The organism is Krasilnikovia cinnamomea, assembly GCF_004217545.1.
Classification (GTDB): Bacteria; Actinomycetota; Actinomycetes; order Mycobacteriales; family Micromonosporaceae; genus Actinoplanes; species Actinoplanes cinnamomeus.
Genome location: NZ_SHKY01000001.1, coordinates 6,491,898 through 6,509,348, shown reverse-complemented (window position 1 = coordinate 6,509,348; position 17,451 = coordinate 6,491,898). Strand labels below are relative to the sequence as shown.

Sequence of the window (17,451 nt, the reverse complement as noted above, 5' to 3'; positions counted from 1 at the left end):
TCTACGGGGCTTGGAAACCGGCGGCCGTGAGCACCGACCTGCCCTGCTCGGACAGCACGGCGGCGGCGAACGCCCGGGCGCCGGCGGAGTTCGGGGCGCTCTTCAGCACAATGATCGGATAATCGTTGATCGCGCTGGCCGACTCGGGGAATTCCACGCCGTCGACGTCGGCGGAGGCGGCCTTGGCGTCGGTGCGGTACACCAGCGCGGCGTCCACCTCGCCCAGCTTCACCTTCGACAGGGCGGCTCTCACGTCCTGCTCCAGGGTGACCGGTGTGACGCTCGCGTGCGCCGTGGCGAGGACCTTCTGCGCGGCGGCGCCGCAGGGCACCTCGGGGGCGCACTGTGCCACCTTGAGCTCCGGCCTGGCCAGGTCGGACAGGCCGGTGACGCCCTTCGGGTTGCCCTTGGGCACCGCGATGACGAGCTGGTTGCGCACGAACGTGCGCGGATTGCCGGCGCCGTTGCCGGCGTCGGTGACCGTCTTCATGGTGGCCGGCGAGGCCGAGGCGAACACGTCGGCCGGTGCGCCCTGGTTGATCTGCGTGGCCAGCGCGGAGCTCCCGGCGAAGTTGAACCGCACCGTCGCGCCGGGGTGCGCGCGCTCGAAGTCCTTGCCGAGCCGGGTGAACGACTCGGTCAGCGACGCCGCCGCGAAGACCGTCACGGTCCCGGTCACCCCCGTGCCGCTGGCCCCGGCCCTACCGCCGGTGTCGGTGCCGCCGCAGCCGACCAGCCCGGCCAGCGCCACCGCGGTCAACCCGGCCAGCGCGGTCCGAACGAAACGTGTACCCACCCGCACTCCCTTCGCCGCGTTCACCCGCCCGGCCTCGCCTCGGGTGCCACGGCCGGGGCGGACCGCTCCACCACCACCGTCGTCGACTTGATCACCGCGACCGCGACCGAGCCGACACTTCCCGGCTCATCAGCGACCCTAGCGGTACGCATCTGCGGGACCGAACAGCCCGTCCGCCGTGCGGGTGCCGCATCCCTGCCGCGCTATCGCCGCGCAACTGCCTCTCCCCGGTGAACCCGGGCGGGCGTCAGCGCACCAGCGGCAGCACCAGCCGGGAAACGCCCAGGCGCACGCCCACCTCGGTGCCGGCCGGGTAGCGCAGGGTGTGGTCGCGATCGGTGGAGATCAGCACCAACCCGATCCGGTGCCCCGGCGCGAAGACGTGGTCGGTCGTCTGCAGCGGCCACCGCAACGTGTACGCCTTGCCGGGCCGCACCGGCGCACTGCGCGCGATCGAGTACCGGTTCCGCGCGTCGAGCCAGCCCCGCGTGACGATCTCCGACGGGGTCCGCGCCGTCACGTACTCGCGGCGGTTGAAGCAGCCGGGATCGCCCGGGATGCCGGGGCCGACGCAGTCCTGCACGCTCAGGGCCCGCATCCCGGCGTAGCGGTCCGCGGGACCGTAGTCGACCAGCAGCGCGGTCACGTACGGCGAGTCGCCGTCCAGGTCGGCGCGCAGCGTCACGCTCGGCGTCCCGGACAGCCGGGTCTCCCGGGTCAACGGCTCGGACAGGTACGCCAGGCGGTGCGGATCGGTGCCCGTCTCGTCGTCGGCGAGTTCCTCCGCGGTCTGGGCGGGATCGTCGACGAACGACTGCCGCACGCCCGCCCCGGACGGCCGCGGCCGCAGGCCGGACTCCCCCAGGAACATCGGCGTGTCCCGGCTGCCGGGCACCGGCCAGGTGGCGGCGGTGCGCCAGACCGTGGGCGCGACCTCCACGTCCGCCATCGGCTCCCGCATGATGCCGGTGTCCATCCCGTACAGCCACTGGTCGAACCAGCGGTGCAGGGTGCTGAGCCACTGTTCGCGGCGGACGTTGAACGGGTCGGCGTGCGCGGCCTGGTGCAGCCAGATCTTGCGCGGCACGTGGCGCCGCGCCAGCGCGTCCCACCACTGCCCGGCCTGCCCGGTGCGCACGTTGTCGTCGTGCAGGCCGTGCACGAGCAGCACGCTGGCGCGGACCTTGTCGACGTCGCGCAGGTAGTCCCGCTCCGCCCAGAAGCTGTTGTAGTCGCCGGTGACCCGGTCCTGGTCGCGTTCCAGCGACGCCATCACGTCGGCGCACGCCTCCGGACCGGCGCGGGTGAGAACGGCCCTGGCCAGCACGTCGGTGTCCTCGCCCTGGAAGCCGCCGGGCGCCACCACCCCGCCCCCGGAGCGGTAGTAGTCGTACCAGCTGGAGATGGCCGCGATCGGCACGATCGTCTCCAGGCCCCGGACCCCGGTCGCCGCGACCGCGTTCGGCAAGGTGCCGTTGTAGGACACCCCGATCATTCCCGTACGCCCGGTCGACCAGTCGGCGCGCACCGGCGCACCGGCGGCGTCGAAGCCCGGCGCGCGGCCGTTGAGCCAGTCGACGACCGCCTTCATGCCCTGGGTCTCGTTGCGGCCACCCGTGGTCGGGCAGCCCTCCGAGCCGCCGGTGCCGAGGCTGTCGGCGAAGACCACCGCGTAACCACGGGGCACGAAGTAGTTGTCGAGGTAGCCGGAGAACACGATGGTCTCGGCCGCGCGTGCGCTGCCGGTGGCGGCGCCGAAGTGCGCGCTCGTGCCGTCGCGGTCGATGTCGTCGTGATTCGGTACGTCGTTGAGCCCCGCGTAGTACGGGCTGGCCTGGAAGATCACCGGCACCTTCCGGCCGTCGGTGCGCGGCCGGATGATCCGCACCGCCACCCGGTCGGGACGGCCGTCGCCGTCGCTGTCCACCGGGGTCTGCACCCACACCTGTTCGCGGACGGCCTGGCCGTAGTCGTACACGGGCTCCGTGCCCGTGCCCGAGGCCCGGGCCGCCGCGGCCGGGGTCAGCAGGAGCAGGACGATACCGCTGGCCAGGCAGGCACGCACCAGAGCACGCAAGGGCAGACCACGGACGGATCGCATCGCAGGACGCCTCCGGCGCTCGGGATCATTGCCGTCCGACCATATCGCCTTGCATCGATGTCCGGGTGCCCGGTCAGACGACGGCCGGTTCGCCGATGCCGCCGAGGACGTGCGCGTTGATCTCCCGGACCAGGTGCCCCAGGTCGCCGAGCTCGACGACGTCGACACCCGCCCTGCGCAGGGTGCGGATGCCCTGGCAGGCGGCGAAGACGGGCGGTTCGCGCAGGGCGAGCACGACGCGTCCGAGGCCGGCCGCGAGGATCAGGCCCGCGCACGAGTCCGGCCGGGATCGCCGCGTCGTGCAGGGCTCCAGCGAGGTGTACATCGTGGCCCCGCCCAGGTCGCCGTCGTACCGGCGGGGCAGCTTGGCCAGAGCGACCTCCTCCGCGTGCAGATGCGGCCCGGTCTCGGCGGTGTAACCGGCGGCGAGCGCCGTACCGGTGCGGTCGTCGACGACGATCGCGCCGACGGCGTAGCGGTCCTGCGACCGTGGCGACAGCCGCGACAGGTCGATCGCCGCCATCAGCCATCCGCGATCGCGTTCCCCGCTCATGGACACCCCCGTGTCGCGCGCCCGGCCTCCGGTCCCGTCGGTGGCCCGGAGCCGGTCCGCGGCCCCGGGCGGCGGCGCTGCCACGTGCACCGGGGATCGGTCGAATGTCGCTGAGCCTAGCGCGCCCCAGTCCGCTGTAGACGGACCGTGATGCCCGCCACTACGTCATCCGCCATCGCGGGCGTCGACCAGCCGGGCAGGCGGCGGCGCGGGCGAGTTCCGTGCCGTCAGGTCCATCCCCAGCCGGTGCGGCAGCGCGACCACGAGCACCGCCAGCAGCAGCGTGATGGCGTTCTCCGCGACGACGCCGGGCCAGCCGTCCGCGTAGTGAGAGGTCGCCGGCAGCCGGTGCAGCACGAACCAGAACGGGGACGCGATCGTCAGCAGCAGGACGGCCGAGGCGCCCACCAGGCGAAGCCGCACGACTCTCGGCGGCGCTCCCGCCAGCCTGCGGCGCCACGCCGTGTCCATCAGGATCACCACGGCGGGCAGCAGGAACGTCATGTGATGGGTCCAGGAGACCGGGCTGATGAGGCCGGCGGTGAGTCCGACCAGGGTGAAGGCGGCCAGTTCGTCGCCGTTGACGTGCGCCTGCCGCGCCCGGGCCAGCCCCAGCACCAGCGCCGCGAGCGCGACGAGTACCCAGGCCAGGGCGGGGGCGTGCGGCGTGTCGGTCAGCCGGGCCAGCAGGCCGGCCAGCGACTGGTTCTCGGAGACGTCGGTGCGACCGACGCGGTCGGTCTGCCACAGCGTGGCGCCGAAGTACTGCAGCGTCGTCCGGGGCACCAGCAACGCCGTCGCCAGGGTGGCGGCGGCGGCCGTGACGATCGCCGTCCGCGCGGCCCGGCGTTGACCGGTGACCAGCAGGTAGACGATGAACAGCGCCGGCGTGAGCTTGAAGGCGGCGGCCAGGCCGATGCCCACCCCGGCCCAGGTACCGGCGTTCCAGCGGCGGCGAACGGCGCCGTCCCCGGCCGGCGTGCGGACCGGGGCGCCCCCGTTCGCCACGCGGGCCGCCCGCCGGATCGCCAGCAGGTCCGCCGTGATCAACGCGAACAGCACGAGGTCGACCTGGCCCATGCCGAGGGTCTGCCGTACCGGCTCGCTGAGCAGCGCGATCGGGAGGGCGATCGCCACCGTACGGCCGCGGTTCCAGCCGTAGCGGTCCGCGACCGGACGCAGGACGATGCCGAGGACGAAGGTCAACGCGGCGACGCTGACGAGTAGGCTGCCCCAGCCCATCACGCCCGCCGGGAGCCAGGCGAACGGCGCCATGACCAGCGCGGCGAACGGCGGATAGGTGAACCCGAGCCCCGAGCCCGGCGCCGCGTACGCGTACAGGGGGTTGCCGGCGATCCACGACCGCACCGCTCCGAGGTAGATGCGGGTGTCGACGAACGTGTAGTGCCGGACGAAAGCGACCGCCAGGATCACGGCCAGTAGCGCACCAACTCCCGCGAGCCACCAGTGCCGCGGCCGCAGGGCGAGAGCCGGTCGGTCCGCGGTCGCCGCCCCCCACGGCGCCCGCAACGCAACGCTGTCGAGGTAGCTACGCAGAGTGGTCGAAAGCCGGGCAGCACGCCGCTTCCAGGCGGCGGAGGTGCTTCCCGCACGAGTGTTGATCACGACGACGGAGTATGCCGTTCGCGGTCAAGTGCATCAGCAGCGAATGATCCGGACCTGACGGTACGATCAGGTGCCCCCCGGCCCCGTAACGGTGAGTACTCGCCCGTCCGGCGCCGGTGAACTGGCAAGCCGGCGGTGGGCGGCGCGCTCAGCCGGCCGACGCCCGCTCGGCGGCGGCCGTGTGGGTCAGCACCTCCATCATCGGGGCCTGCGGCGCACCGAACTGGTGGTACAGCGCCGCCACGGTGATCACCAGCCGTTCCCGGTGCCCCCACCCCCGGCAGGCGTCGGGCAGCGGCATGTCCGTCGCCGCCTGCCAGTACGGCACCCCGGCCGCGTAGCGGCGGTCGGCCTGCTCGGCGACGTGCTCCAGGTAGCCCCGGAACTCCCGCACCCCGGCCAGGTCGGTGACCGGGCCATGGCCCGGCACCACGTACCGCGCCCCGGTCGCCTCGATCCAGGCGCACGCCTTCAGCCAGTTGTCGACCGGCCCGGTCCACATGATGGGGTGATCACCGATGAACAGGATGTCGCCGCTGAACACCGTCGCGGCATCGGGCACGTGCGCGACGACGTCGCCGTCGGTGTGCGCGGGACCGACCTCGACCAGCTCGACCGTACGGCCGCCGACGCGCACCTCCAGCCGGCCGGTGAACGTCCGCGTGGGCGGGGTCAGCGCGATGCCGGAGAAGTCGAAGCAGCCGAAGGACCGGCGCAGGTAGTCGCCCAGCGGCCCGTCCGGGGCGTGGGGGCCGCTGAGCGCGCCCAGTGCCTCCGGCGGCACCTCGTGCGCCATCCCGTGCGCGGTGGCCGCCGAGCCGATGATCTCCGAGTCGCCGAACAGCTGGTTTCCCCAGCAGTGGTCACCGTTGGCGTGCGTGGTGACCACCGTACCGATCCGCAGGCCGGGCAGCTCGGCCGCGATCGTGTCGATCAGCGCACGGGTGCGCGGCAGGTCGAACTGGGTGTCCACCAGCAGCGCCTGGTCACCATCGGCGACCAGGCCGCAGTTGCTGAACCCCCAGGTGCCCGGGGGCTGCAGGTAGGCGAAGGTGTCGCCGGCAAGGCGGTGCAGTCCGGCCGTGTACGGAATCGCGGTCACCGAAGCATCCTCGCGAAGATCCCCTTTGTACGCAATGGCACCACGACGAGCCGATTGTCGGCGGCGGCGTTCGCGGCGACCGCCCCGCAGCGCACCGGTGGGGTCAGCCCCGGAAGGGGCCGGTCACGCAATAGGTGATCCCGCCCGCGGAGGTGCCGGAGGTGCCGCGCTGCGACGAGAAGTACAGCCGGTCCCCCGCCGGAGTGAAGGCCGGGCCGGTGATCTCGGACCGGCCGTGTCCGGTGACGCGCAGGAACACCGAGATCGTGTCGTCCGGCGTGATCAGGCAGATCTCCATGTTGCCGCCGTCCTCGGCGACGTAGAGGTCGCCGCCGGGCGTGCCCGTGATGTTGTCCACGCCGGTCAGCGGCGCCGGGCCCGGGTTGACCAGGTTGTCGTCGTAGGCGAGTTCGTACGTCCCGGCGGTGAGGTTGACCTGCCAGACTCGGTTGTCGCCCTTGGTGGTGAACCAGACGGTGTCGTCGGCGTAGTGGCAGCCCTCGCCGCCGTTGAAGACCTTCGCGCCGGAGACCTGGTGGCGCGTGGCGGTAGGAGATCCGTCCGGGTCCGGCACGGTGGCCCAGGTGAAGGCGCCGGACGTGCCGGTGCCGGCGCGGAGGACCTGCAGCGTGCCGGCGGACAGGTCGCCCCAGGCCGCCGGGACGAAGCGGTAGAACCGGCCGTCGGGTTCGTCCTCGGTCAGGTAGACGACCTGGCGGACCGGGTCGGCGGCCGCCGCCTCGTGCTTGAACCGGCCCATCGCGGGCCGGGCCACGGCCGACCCGCCGAGCGGGTACGTCTCCCAGACCCGGCCGCGGGCGATCTCCTCGCAGGACAGCCAGGTGTGCCACGGGGTCCTGCCCCCGGCACAGTTGATGTCCGTGCCGGACAGGATGCGCGCGGCGTCGACGACCGTCCCGTCGGCGGCGAAGACGACCTTCGAGGCGCCGCCGCCGGCGGACGCGGCGACCTCCGAGTTGGACACGTAGATCCAGCCGCTGCCGTGCGGGATCACCGCCCCGCCGTCCGGCGCGTCGTGCCAGACGTACGAGGTGCCGGGCACCATCTGCCGGGAGCGGGCGACCACCTGACTGGTGAAGCCCGCGGGGAGCTGGATGCCGTTCGCGTCGGCGGGCCGCAGGGGTCCGTACGGGCCGTCGGCGTTCTGCGCGGGCGCGGCGTACGCCGCCGACCAGGCCGTGAACGGCAGCGCCAGGCCGCCGGCTCCGGCGACGGTGGCACGCAGCAGGGTACGACGGTCCATGGAACCTCCCGGGAGCGGAGCGAACGGCCAAGGTGGAAGGACGGTAGCGGTGCGCCCCTGTTCCCTAGCGGACCATACGTAAACGGCTTGTGTCCATCGATTGACATCTATTACTTACGCGCCGCGGGTGCGACGCGCAGGTGTGCGCGTTCGCCCTGCCGGCCGATAAGGCTGAGGTACTCGACGGGACCGGCGCTGGTCGCCCCGAACCAGTGCGGGGTGCGGGTGTCGAACTCGGCGGCCTCCCCGGCGTCGAGGAGCAGATCGTGCGTGCCGAGGACCAGGCGCAGCCGCCCGTTGAGGACGTAGACCCAGTCGTAGCCCTCGTGGGTGCGCAGGTCGGGTGCCCGCTCGTCGTCCCCGGCCGGGAGCACGAACTTGTACGCCTGGATGCCGCCGGGCCTGCGGGTCAGGGGTAGGACGGTCGCTCCGTCGCCGACCGCGATGGGGCGCAGGTTGATCCGGGGATCGCCGGTCGGCGGCGCGTCCACGAGCTCGTCGAGGGTCACACCGTGGGCGCGGGCGAGCGGGAGCAGCTGTTCGAGCGTGGGACGGCGCAGGCCCGCTTCCAGCCGGGACAGCGTGCTGACCGAGATGCCGGTCTCCTTGGACAGGTCCGTGAGGGTGATGTCGCGGCGCGACCGGAGCTGTTTCAGCCTGGCGCCGACGGCGTCGAGCGTGCGGTCGTACTCCTGCCTCACGAACCCACCTTGCCATTCGGCAAAGAGCTTTGCCCAGCGGTCACGGGCCCGGTCACCATCGGGGCGACCGGCACAGACGACGAGGAGCTGGAGATGATCGAGCGGTTCGTGCGGGACGGCGCCGTGGCCCGGCTCTCGCACCCGGGGGCGGCCCGATGAGGCACGGGTTCGACAAGGACTACTGGGACCAGCACTGGCATCAGGCGCACGACGAACGGTCCGGCGCCGTGGCCGACGGTGAGCCGCCGAACCCGTATCTCGTCCAGGCGACCGGCGACCTGGTGCCGGGCACGGCGCTGGACGCCGGGTGCGGCACCGGCGCCGAGGCGATCTGGCTGGCCTCGCGCGGTTGGCGCGTCGTCGCGGCCGACATCTCCGCCGAGGCGCTCGCCCGGGCCGCGCAATGTGCGACCCGGGCGAGCGGGGTGTCCGAGCCGGTGCGCTGGGTGGAAGCGGACCTGACCGTCTGGGAACCCGGCACGCGCTTCGATCTGGTCACCACGCACTACGCGCATCCGGCGATGCCGCAGCTGGCCTTCTACGAGCGCATCGCGGGCTGGGTGGCGCCCGGCGGCACGCTGCTGATCGTCGGGCACCTGCACACCCCGGAGGCGGCCGGACACCCGCACGCCTCCGACGCGGCCGGACACGGGCATCATCCGCCCGCCGAGGCATCGGTCACCCTCGCGGACATCACCGCGGGCCTCGACCCCGCCCGGTGGGAGATCACCACCGCCGAGCAGCAGCTCCGGACGGTGGCCAGGCCCGGGGGCCGGACCGTCGACCTGCACGACGTCGTCGTACGCGCCGCACGGCGCGACTGATCAATCCACCGATTCAGGCTCCTCACGCGGCAGGCATGCGGGGACCGGCGCCTCAGCCGTGACGCATGAGCCTGCGGATGAGGCGTACTCCCCGCGCGGTGAAGGGCGGCTGCGCCAGCCGCAGCGTGTCGGGCCTGAGCGGCTTGGTCAGGACGGGCTTGAGGTGGCTGAAGGAGCGCCAGGAGTAGCTGCCGTGGTAGGCGCCGATGCCGCTCGGCCCGACACCGCCGAAGGGCAGTCCGGTCGCGGCGGCGTGGATCAGGGCGGCGTTGTGCACGACGGCACCGGAGGAGGTGTGCCGCTCGAACAGGCGCCGGGTGCGCGGTGACGAGCTGAAGACGTACAGGGCGAGCGGCTTGTCCCAGGCGTTGATGACCTGGACCGCCTCCTCGGCCGAGGCGACCGGGACGATCGGCAGGACGGGGCCGAAGATCTCTTCCCGAAGTACGGGGTGGTCGGCGAGCGGGCCGACCACGGGACGGCCGCCGTCGGGGAGGGTGACGACGGTGGGGGCGAGGTAGCGCTGGCCGCGGTCGTGGTCGCCGCCGATCACCACCTCGGCGCCGGTGAGGTAGCCGACTAGGCGGTCGAACTGGTGCTCGTTGACGATCCGGCCGTACTCCCCGCTCGCGCGGGGGTCGGCGCCCCACAGGTCGTCGATCGCGTGCCGGAGCGCGGTCACGAGCGCCGGTACCCGGTCGGGGGTGGTCATGACGTAGTCCGGGGCGACGCAGGTCTGCCCGGCGTTGGTGAACTTCGCCCAGGCGAGGCGGCGCGCGACCGCCGGGAGATCGGCATCGTCGTCGAACCAGACGGGCGACTTGCCGCCCAGCTCCAGCGTCACCGGCGTCAGGTGTTCGGCGGCCGCGCGCATGACGACGCGGCCGACCGCGCCGCCGCCGGTGAACACGATGTGGTCGAACCGCTGCGCCAGCAGCTCGGTGGCCTCGGGGACACCGCCCTGCACCGTGCGTACGGCGCCGTCCGGGAAGTAGCGCGGCACCAGGCGGGCGATCAGCGCCGCGGTCGCGGGGGCGAGTTCGCTCGGTTTCAGGACGGCCGTGTTGCCCGCGGCCAGCACGCCGACCAGCGGGTCGAGCAGCAGTTGCACCGGGTAGTTCCACGGGGCGATCACCAGCACCACACCGAGCGGCTCGGGAACCAGGCGGGCGCGGCCGGGCAGCAACGTCACCGGTACGGGCCCGCGCTTGGGCCGGGCCCACCGGCGCAGGTAGCGCAGCGCGTGATTTATCTCGGCAACGACGACGTTGAGCTCGGTGAGCTGCGTCTGCGCCGGGCTCTTGTGCAGGTCGCTCCACAACGCGGCCTCGAAGTCCGGCTCGTTCTCGGTGAGCATGGCGCGCAGCGCGCGCAGGTGGCGGATCCGGGCGGAGAGCGGACGGGTCGCGCCGGAGTCGAAGTGCTCGCGCGCCGCCGTGACCGTCTCGGGAATCCGGCTGCCTTCGGCGAGGGTCGATGCGCTCATCGCCCCACCGTAGCCGATAAGCGAAACGGAAGCTTTTCGTTTTGTGTGTGAGCGACACCACGAGCCACGGCGCGGGGAGAATCCGGCTGTGGCGACGAACATGGACCCGGTGCGAAGGGGGCGGCGCAACGACCCGCGCCTGGACCAGACGCTGATCGACGCGGCGATCGAGGTGCTCAACGAGTCGGGCTACGCGGCGTTCACCACGACGGCGGTCGCCCGGCGCGCGGGTGCCTCCACCGCGTCGCTGTACCGGCGGTGGCCGTCCAAGCAGGCGCTCGCCGGTGCCGTCGCGCGGCACATCGCACTCGACGAACTGAGCGACATCGACACCGGCTCACTCGACGGCGACCTGCGCGAGCTGCTCGCCCGCAAGCAGCGGATCCTCGACGCCGCCGCCGGGCCCGCGCTGCTGTCGCTGATGGGGCAGGCCGCGCACGACCCCCACCTGCGGCAGATCCTGCGCGACGACGTGTACCTCGCGGCCCGCGAACGGATCGAGACGCTGATCGCGCAGGCCGCCCGCCGAGGGGAACTGCGCCGCGACGTCACCGCCGCGCGGATCAGCGTCCTGGCCCTCGTGCTCATCGGCACCGGGCTGGCCCGCGCGGTGTTCACCGCCCCGCCGCCCGGGCAGGTCGGCGACGCGTCGGCCGAGCTGGCCCAGAGCGAGCTGGCCCAGACCGAACTGGACCTGCTGCTGGAGGTCCTGCGACCGGACCGGGATCGGGGCGCCTAACCAGACCCCGAGCCCGAGATCCGTGGTTTGCCCGGTTTGCAGCCGGGAACGAGGAAGCCATGGAGCGAGGGAGCAGCAAGCACAGTTCTCGTGTCGACGAACAGATGAAGCACGAGGTCCTCGGTACGGTGCAGGGCGTCACCGGCGGCCGCGCCGAGGAATGGAAGATGGCCGAGCCGGCGGGCGAGGACCAGCCCGATCCGACCCAGACGCTCGGTGCCGGAGCCCCGAACGACGCGCTCAGCCGATTCGGTCGCTTCATCGGCCGCTCGGCGCTACCCGGTGACCGCGACACGTTGCGCCGCAGCGCCGAGACTCTTGAGGCACCCGACGACGTCCTGGCCGACCTGGACCGCCTGCCCGATGGCGTCGTCTACGACACCGTCGTCGAGGTCTGGAGGGCGCTGGGACGCCGGTGATCGCGGCCGTTCCTGACGCGGCTCCTACGGCATCCGCTGCCGTAGGAGCCGCGCCGGACTCACGAGGTCGAGGCCGCCTGCTTGATCTGCTGCCCGGCGTCCTGCGCCGAGGACTGCGCCTGGTCCCGGGTCGTCTGGGCCGCGTCCTGGGCGGTCTGCTTGACCTGCTGCGCCGCCTCCTGCGCCTGCGACTTCAGGTCCGACCCGAGGTCGGACGCGACGGCCGTGACCTGCTCCTGCAGCTCGCCGGCGTTGTCGCGGATCTGCTGCCCGACACGCTTCTCGGCGTCGGACGCCGGGATCAGCGTGGCCGCCAGCAGACCGGCCCCGAAGGCGATGATGCCGGCCGCCAGGGGGTTGCCCTGAGCCTGCTGGGTGACCGCCTGCGGCGCTGCGCGAACGGCGTCCACGGCTTCGTGCGCCTTCTCGCCGACGGCGTTGCCGGCGTGCGTCGCCTTGTCCTGCACCGTGCTCAGCGCGCCACTCGCGGTGTCGCGAGCGTGGTCCGAACTGCCCATCACCTTCTCCTTCACCGCCGTCCAGCGGCGTTGCGCGACCCGCCGCGGGCTGGTCTTGTCGGCCAGCAGGTCCACGTCCCGGGTGAGTGACGCCCGGGTCTGCTCGATGTCCCGCCTCAGCCGGTCGGGTTCTTCAGCCATTGCGCGTCCTCCTTGATCGTGTCGACGGTGCGCCGGGGCATGGGATCCACGGTCGCGAGCTGCTTACGGCCGACGGTGTACAGCACCGCGCCGATCACTGCCCAGATGACGGCCACGATGAGCGCGGCCCAGCCGGCGTCCATGACGTTGGCCAACGCGAACACCAGGGCGAAACTCAGCAGGACGACGGCCAGGTAGGCGGCGAAGCCCGCACCGCCCAGCATCCCGGCGGCCTTGCCCGCCTTCGTCGCCTCCTGCTTGACCTCGGCCTTCGCCAGCTCCACTTCCTGGCGGAACAGCCGGGAGAGGTCGTCGCTGATGTTGCCGATGAGCTCACCGACCGACATCTCGCCGGCCTGCGCCCGGTCGCTGTCGGAATACGGCCGGGTCATCGCACGCCACCCGGGCGGTCGGTGGACGGGAACGCGCCGTACTCCTCGCTGACCGCCACGGGCGTGCCGGTGCCGGTCGCCGCGTACTCGGCGGATGTCGCGCCGAAGGTCCCCGGCGCCGCCGGTGCGCTCCCGGCGCCGGTCCGCGGATAGCCGTCCGCGGACCCGGCCGGGTCGCCGCTTCGCGACACGAACGCGTCGCTGGCGGGCTTCGCCTGGCCGGCGTGGGAGTCGGCCTTGGTGACGCTCTTGCCGAGGCGGCCCACGACGAATCCGGCCGCGAGCGCGGCCGCCAGGAACGCGCCCGGGCGGCGCCGGGCGAAGTCCTGGACCTCCTGCAGAACGCCCTCGGGCCCGTGGCGGTCGAGGTAGTCGGCGAACTGCCGGCCGCTGTCGGCGACGCGGGAGACGACCGTGGCGGCGGGCGAGTCGCCGCGGTCGCCGCGCATCTCGTCGAGCTGGTCCGCGGTCTGCCGGATCGTGCTGACGAGCCGGTCGTTCTGCGTCCGGGCCTGCTCGCTCACGGTGTCTCGTACCTGGGTGGCGAGGTTGCGGGTCTGCGCGGCCGCCTCCCCGGCGACGCGGCGAGCCTGGTCCTTCACCGTGTCGGTGACGTCTCCGGCGGCCTGCACGGCGGCTTCCTTGCCCTGCTCCGCGACCTGCTTCGCCTTCCCACCCGTGGACGAGCCGGTGGACGAGCCGTCCGGGCCGGTGCCGCTGCGGGATGCGGGCTCGGGTGGAGCAGGTGCGTAGGCCGCGTCCGGGGTGGCCGGCGGGTAGCCCGGACCGGCCTCCCGCACCGGCGTGCCGATGTCGGGGCCGGTGCCGCGTGCCCCGGGGCTGGACGGGATGTCACTCATAGCGACCTCCAAGAGGGGATGTCGTGGTTGTGGCCTCGCCCCGATCCCTACCCGGCGTGCCGCCCGTCCATGCGTCTTCGCCCCAGATCGGCAGCGTGCGTCGGTGGCCACGGGAAAGCACCGTCACCGGCCATCGCCGGGAGGGTCGCGCGTCGATGTACCCCCCGGGGCGAACGGTTATCACGCCGGTTCGGGGGAAAGCCAGGGGGATGACGACAGCGCAGCGACGGGAGTTCGCCGTGGTGACCGGCGGGTCCAGCGGCATCGGGTACGAGCTGGCCAGGCAGTTCGTCGACCACGGGTACGACGTGCTGATCGCGGCCGAGGACGCGGGGATCGAGGACGCGGCGGACCGGCTCGGCCGCGACCACGTCACGCCCGTGCGCGCGGACCTGGCCACATACGACGGCTGCGAACAGCTCTACCGCCGGGTCGTGGGGACCGGCCGCCGGCTCGACGCGGTGGCGATCAACGCGGGCCGGGGCATCGGCGGCGACTTCACCCGCCAGACCGACCTGGCCGACGAACTCAACGTCATCGACGTCAACGTGACGAGCACCGTGCACGTCGCCAAGCGGCTGCTGCCGGAAATGCTCGAACACGGCGGCCACGTGCTGTTCACGTCGTCGATCGCCAGCATGATGCCGGGCACCTTCCAGGCCGTGTACAACGCGTCGAAGTCGTTCGTGCAGTCGTTCGCCGAGGCGCTGCGCGAGGAGCTGAAGGACACCGCCGTCTCGGTGACCTCGCTGATGCCCGGCCCGACCGACACGAACTTCTTCGCCCGCGCCGAGATGCTGGACACCCGGGTGGGCACCGGCGCGAAGGACGACCCGGCGCTGGTCGCCAAGCAGGGCTTCGAGGCGATGCTCAAGGGCAAGGAGAAGATCGTCGCGGGCTCGGTCAAGACCAGGGCGCAGGGTGCGGTGTCGAAGGTCCTGCCGGACAGCGCCAAGGCCGGGATGCACCGGCGCATGGCCGAACCCGGCTCCGGCGACGGCTGGACCGGCACACCGTGACCGCGGTGAGCGTGACGATCCCCAAGGCCGTGCCCGAGACCCGGCCGGGCGGCACCCCGGGTACGCGGATCGGCGTGCTCGACGTCGGATCGAACACGGTGCACCTGCTCGTGGCGGACACCGGGGTCGGGTTGCCGATGCCCGTCCACGTGGTCAAGACGAGACTCCAGCTCGCCGAGCAGACCGACCGTGCGGGACGCCTGCAACCCCGCGCCATCCGGCGGCTCGCCGAGGCCGTGGAGGAGACGCTCGCCGCGTCGCGGCGGTGGGAGCTGGACGAGCTGTTCGGGTACGCCACCGCCGCCGTACGCGACGCCCCCAACTGTGCGCAGGCGCTGGCCGCGGTGCAGGAACGCGCCGGTGTCCGGCTCGGCCTGCTCACCGGCATCCAGGAGGCGGAGCTGACCTTCCTGGCCGTGCGCCGGTGGATGGGCTGGCGCAGCGGTCCCCTGCTGATGCTCGACATCGGCGGCGGCTCCGTCGAGATCGCGTACGGGCAGGACGTGGCGCCCACGTTCGCGGTCTCCCTGCCCATCGGCGCGGGACGGCTCACCCGCGACCTGACGCTGGGCGACCCGCCCCGGCCGACGCAGTTCAAGGCGCTGCGCAGACACGTCCGAGGCGAGCTGTCGGAGATCGCGACCCGGATGCGCTGGGAGGGTGAGCGGACAGCCGTCGCGACCTCGCGTACGTTCCAGCAGCTCGCCCGGCTCTGCGGGGCCGCGCCGATGCGGGAGGGGCCCTTCGTGCCGCGGGTTCTGCGCCGCCGCGACCTCAAGCGCCAGCTGGACCGGCTGGCCGGGTTGTCGGCCGCCGAACGGGCCGAGCTGCCGGGCATCTCGCGGCCGCGCGCCCGGCAGTCGCTGGCCGGAGCGGTGATCGCCCACACGGCGATGTCCCTGCTGCGCATCGATGCCGTCGCCGTGTGCCCCTGGGCGCTGCGCGAGGGTATTCTGCTGCGTCGCCTCGAATCCCGGTCCCGTTGGCACAATCCGGCCGGTCCCCTGCCCTGGCCCGCGCCGCGCCGCCCGAGCTCACCGACCGATCCGGCGGTCGCCGCCGTGCTGCCGATGAGCCCGAGGTCGCAGCGCGCCCGCGTGGAGTAGGTCGCGCCGCTGGCCGGCTTCCGTTTCGTCGCTGACCGGCCGGGAAGCATGCCGGCATGGCAGCGTTGATCGACGACACGCTCAGGCTGGCGCTCCAGGGGTACGGGTGGCTGCCGAACCGGCGGCGCCGCGCTACCGGGGCCGCCGTCCACACCCGGATCATGGGCCGGCGCGCGGTGGGTCTCTGCGGGCCGCAGGCCGCCCGGTTCTTCTACGACGAGGACCACATCCGGCGGCACGGTGCCGTGCCCGAGCCGGTGCGGAGCACCCTGTTCGGCCACGGCGCGGTGCACACCCTCGACGGGGACGCGCACCGGATCCGCAAGGCGATGTTCCTGTCCCTGGTGCGCCCCGACGACGTCGCCGCCCTGCTGCGGCACACCGCCGAAAGCTGGACCGAAACCGTCTCGTCCTGGTCGGACGGACGCCCGGTCGTGCTGTTCGATGAGTCGAGCCGCGTCATCACGCGGGCGGCCTGCCGGTGGGCGGGCGTGCCCCTCAGCGAAGCCGACCTGACCGACGTCGCCGCCGACCTGGTCGCCATGGTGGACGGATTCGCCACCCTCGGGCCGCGGCACTGGCGGGCGCGGGCCGCCCGGGGACGGCTCGAACACCGGCTGGCCGCGCTGGTGGGGCGGGTCCGCGCGGGCGTGGAGCCCGCTGCGGCGGGCTCGGCGCTGGCCGTGGTCGCCCAGCACCGCCAGATGGACGGCACGCCGCTGCACCCCCGGCTGGCCGCCGTCGAACTGCTCAACGTGGTCCGGCCCACCGTGGCCGTCTGCTGGTTCGTGGCCTTTTCCGCTCACGCGCTGCACCGCTGGCCCGAACACCGGGCCGCACTCGTGAGCGGCGACGAGACCTTCGCGGACGCGTTCGCCCACGAGGTACGCCGCTTCTACCCCTTCGCGCCCTTCGTCGCCGGCCGGGCCGTACGCGAGTTGTCCTGGCAGGGCGAACGCATCCCGTCGGACGCGCTCGTGCTCCTCGACCTGTACGGTCAGAATCACGACCCCGCCCTGTGGCCGGAGCCCTACCGCTTCGACCCGTACCGGTTCGTCCGCCGGGAGATCGGCCCGTTCGAACTCGTGCCGCAGGGCGGCGGCCACCCGGCCACCGGCCACCGCTGCCCCGGCGAAGGTAGCGCCAACGGTGTCCTGCGGGTCCTGGCGACCCGGCTCGCGGCCCTCGACTACGACGTACCCGAGCAGGACCTGACCATCGCCCTGCACCGCATTCCCGCCCGGCCCGCCAGCGGCTTCGTCCTGACCCCGCGGCGGTCGCCGTGACCGCGGCCTACCGGTGGACGGCGATGTCGTCGAGCCGCCGCAGCGCCTCCGCGTTGCGGGGCCGCATGAGTACCGCCTGCACCGCGTCGGGCAGCAGCCGGCCGATGCCGGAGGAGAGGGTCTCGGCCATGCGGACCCTTGTCGCGGTGGCGGACACCGGTTCCAGCCGGATCTGGACGACCGCGGCGCCCAGCGGCCACATCTGGGCGTCGAGTTCGAGGAATCTGCCGGGCTCGACCGCGCGTACCACGGTCTTGTCGTTGATCTGCAGCGGCCACGGCCCGACCCGGTGGTGGATGCGGGCGCCGACCGCGGGCCAGCTCGCGTCGACGTCGCGGATGTGCGCCGCACCCACGACCCAGCTCGCGTAGCTCCAGCCGTCCGCCAGGACGGCGAAGATCCGGTCCGGCGTGGTGTTGACGGTGTGGCACGTCTCGGACACCGGGTGCCCCCTCCTGTCGTCCGGCCTCCCGCCGGTTTTCCCCGGGGCGAGGCGCGCAAACCGGCCCGACGACGAC

Annotated in this window: 20 protein-coding genes; 7 read left to right on the top strand and 13 right to left on the bottom strand. The window is 73.0% G+C overall.

Annotated features, from left to right (window positions below; translation table 11 throughout):
• Window position 1: 1 nt before the first annotated feature.
• The 8 genes from modA to EV385_RS29260 all read right to left on the bottom strand — a co-directional run bounded on the left by modA (window position 2) and on the right by EV385_RS29260 (window position 8,143).
• Window positions 2-796 carry a molybdate ABC transporter substrate-binding protein gene (gene modA, locus EV385_RS29295; protein ID WP_130512392.1) on the bottom strand — a complete coding sequence of 265 codons (795 nt, stop codon included), beginning with the start codon at window positions 794-796 and terminating at the stop codon, window positions 2-4.
• A 20-nt stretch (window positions 797-816) separates the two neighbouring features.
• Entirely contained in the window at window positions 817-948 is a 132-nt protein-coding gene (locus tag EV385_RS35835; RefSeq protein ID WP_278045013.1) for a hypothetical protein, read from the bottom strand.
• 95 nt (window positions 949-1,043) lie between these two features.
• A complete protein-coding gene (locus EV385_RS29285; protein ID WP_130512391.1) occupies window positions 1,044-2,897 on the bottom strand; it encodes a Xaa-Pro dipeptidyl-peptidase in 1,854 nt (617 codons plus the stop codon).
• A 73-nt stretch (window positions 2,898-2,970) separates the two neighbouring features.
• Window positions 2,971-3,450: a deaminase gene (locus EV385_RS29280; RefSeq protein ID WP_130512390.1), complete on the bottom strand. Its 480-nt coding sequence runs from the start codon at window positions 3,448-3,450 to the stop codon at window positions 2,971-2,973.
• A gap of 165 nt (window positions 3,451-3,615) precedes the next feature.
• A complete protein-coding gene (locus tag EV385_RS29275; RefSeq protein WP_242625136.1) occupies window positions 3,616-4,884 on the bottom strand; it encodes a glycosyltransferase 87 family protein in 1,269 nt (422 codons plus the stop codon).
• Window positions 4,885-5,224: 340 nt separating this feature from the next.
• Window positions 5,225-6,178 (bottom strand): MBL fold metallo-hydrolase, encoded by a 954-nt coding sequence (locus EV385_RS29270; protein ID WP_207229995.1) that lies wholly within the window; start codon window positions 6,176-6,178, stop codon window positions 5,225-5,227.
• Between the two features lie 103 nt (window positions 6,179-6,281).
• Window positions 6,282-7,442 (bottom strand): alkaline phosphatase PhoX, encoded by a 1,161-nt coding sequence (locus EV385_RS29265; protein ID WP_130512389.1) that lies wholly within the window; start codon window positions 7,440-7,442, stop codon window positions 6,282-6,284.
• A 110-nt stretch (window positions 7,443-7,552) separates the two neighbouring features.
• Window positions 7,553-8,143: a helix-turn-helix domain-containing protein gene (locus EV385_RS29260; RefSeq protein ID WP_130512388.1), complete on the bottom strand. Its 591-nt coding sequence runs from the start codon at window positions 8,141-8,143 to the stop codon at window positions 7,553-7,555.
• A 9-nt stretch (window positions 8,144-8,152) separates the two neighbouring features.
• Between EV385_RS29260 and EV385_RS34090 the strand changes: the two genes are divergently transcribed.
• Window positions 8,153-8,302 (top strand): hypothetical protein, encoded by a 150-nt coding sequence (locus tag EV385_RS34090; RefSeq protein WP_165449646.1) that lies wholly within the window; start codon window positions 8,153-8,155, stop codon window positions 8,300-8,302.
• Window positions 8,299-8,967: a class I SAM-dependent methyltransferase gene (locus EV385_RS29255; protein WP_130512387.1), complete on the top strand. Its 669-nt coding sequence runs from the start codon at window positions 8,299-8,301 to the stop codon at window positions 8,965-8,967. The genes EV385_RS34090 and EV385_RS29255 overlap by 4 nt, the downstream gene beginning before the upstream one ends.
• A gap of 52 nt (window positions 8,968-9,019) precedes the next feature.
• Here EV385_RS29255 and EV385_RS29250 read toward each other — a convergent pair whose 3' ends face one another.
• Window positions 9,020-10,453, bottom strand: a complete 1,434-nt coding sequence (locus EV385_RS29250) for an aldehyde dehydrogenase family protein (RefSeq protein WP_130512386.1) — start codon at window positions 10,451-10,453, stop codon at window positions 9,020-9,022.
• Window positions 10,454-10,541: 88 nt separating this feature from the next.
• Between EV385_RS29250 and EV385_RS29245 the strand changes: the two genes are divergently transcribed.
• Complete coding sequence (locus EV385_RS29245; RefSeq protein ID WP_130512385.1) at window positions 10,542-11,192, top strand: TetR/AcrR family transcriptional regulator; 651 nt, start codon at window positions 10,542-10,544, stop codon at window positions 11,190-11,192.
• Window positions 11,193-11,251: 59 nt separating this feature from the next.
• Entirely contained in the window at window positions 11,252-11,611 is a 360-nt protein-coding gene (locus EV385_RS29240; RefSeq protein ID WP_130512384.1) for a DUF2795 domain-containing protein, read from the top strand.
• Window positions 11,612-11,670: 59 nt separating this feature from the next.
• Here the strand turns inward: EV385_RS29240 and EV385_RS29235 are convergent, their stop codons facing one another.
• From EV385_RS29235 to EV385_RS29225, 3 genes are read right to left on the bottom strand one after another with little or no spacing between them, the layout of a single operon-like run.
• Window positions 11,671-12,270, bottom strand: a complete 600-nt coding sequence (locus EV385_RS29235) for a DUF3618 domain-containing protein (RefSeq protein ID WP_130512383.1) — start codon at window positions 12,268-12,270, stop codon at window positions 11,671-11,673.
• Window positions 12,246-12,662 (bottom strand): phage holin family protein, encoded by a 417-nt coding sequence (locus EV385_RS29230; RefSeq protein ID WP_130512382.1) that lies wholly within the window; start codon window positions 12,660-12,662, stop codon window positions 12,246-12,248. The genes EV385_RS29235 and EV385_RS29230 overlap by 25 nt, the downstream gene beginning before the upstream one ends.
• Window positions 12,659-13,522 carry a hypothetical protein gene (locus EV385_RS29225; RefSeq protein ID WP_130512381.1) on the bottom strand — a complete coding sequence of 288 codons (864 nt, stop codon included), beginning with the start codon at window positions 13,520-13,522 and terminating at the stop codon, window positions 12,659-12,661. The genes EV385_RS29230 and EV385_RS29225 overlap by 4 nt, the downstream gene beginning before the upstream one ends.
• A 209-nt stretch (window positions 13,523-13,731) precedes the next feature.
• Between EV385_RS29225 and EV385_RS29220 the strand changes: the two genes are divergently transcribed.
• From EV385_RS29220 to EV385_RS29210, 3 genes are read left to right on the top strand one after another with little or no spacing between them, the layout of a single operon-like run.
• Window positions 13,732-14,541 carry an SDR family NAD(P)-dependent oxidoreductase gene (locus EV385_RS29220; protein WP_130512380.1) on the top strand — a complete coding sequence of 270 codons (810 nt, stop codon included), beginning with the start codon at window positions 13,732-13,734 and terminating at the stop codon, window positions 14,539-14,541.
• Window positions 14,542-14,546: 5 nt separating this feature from the next.
• Window positions 14,547-15,647 carry a Ppx/GppA family phosphatase gene (locus tag EV385_RS29215; RefSeq protein ID WP_242625135.1) on the top strand — a complete coding sequence of 367 codons (1,101 nt, stop codon included), beginning with the start codon at window positions 14,547-14,549 and terminating at the stop codon, window positions 15,645-15,647.
• A gap of 56 nt (window positions 15,648-15,703) precedes the next feature.
• Window positions 15,704-16,933 (top strand): cytochrome P450, encoded by a 1,230-nt coding sequence (locus tag EV385_RS29210; RefSeq protein ID WP_130512379.1) that lies wholly within the window; start codon window positions 15,704-15,706, stop codon window positions 16,931-16,933.
• Window positions 16,934-16,940: 7 nt separating this feature from the next.
• On the opposite strand, the gene EV385_RS29205 is transcribed toward EV385_RS29210, so the two are convergent.
• On the bottom strand, window positions 16,941-17,375 hold the full coding sequence (locus EV385_RS29205) for an SRPBCC family protein (RefSeq protein WP_130512378.1): 435 nt from the start codon (window positions 17,373-17,375) through the stop codon (window positions 16,941-16,943).
• Window positions 17,376-17,451: the final 76 nt, after the last annotated feature.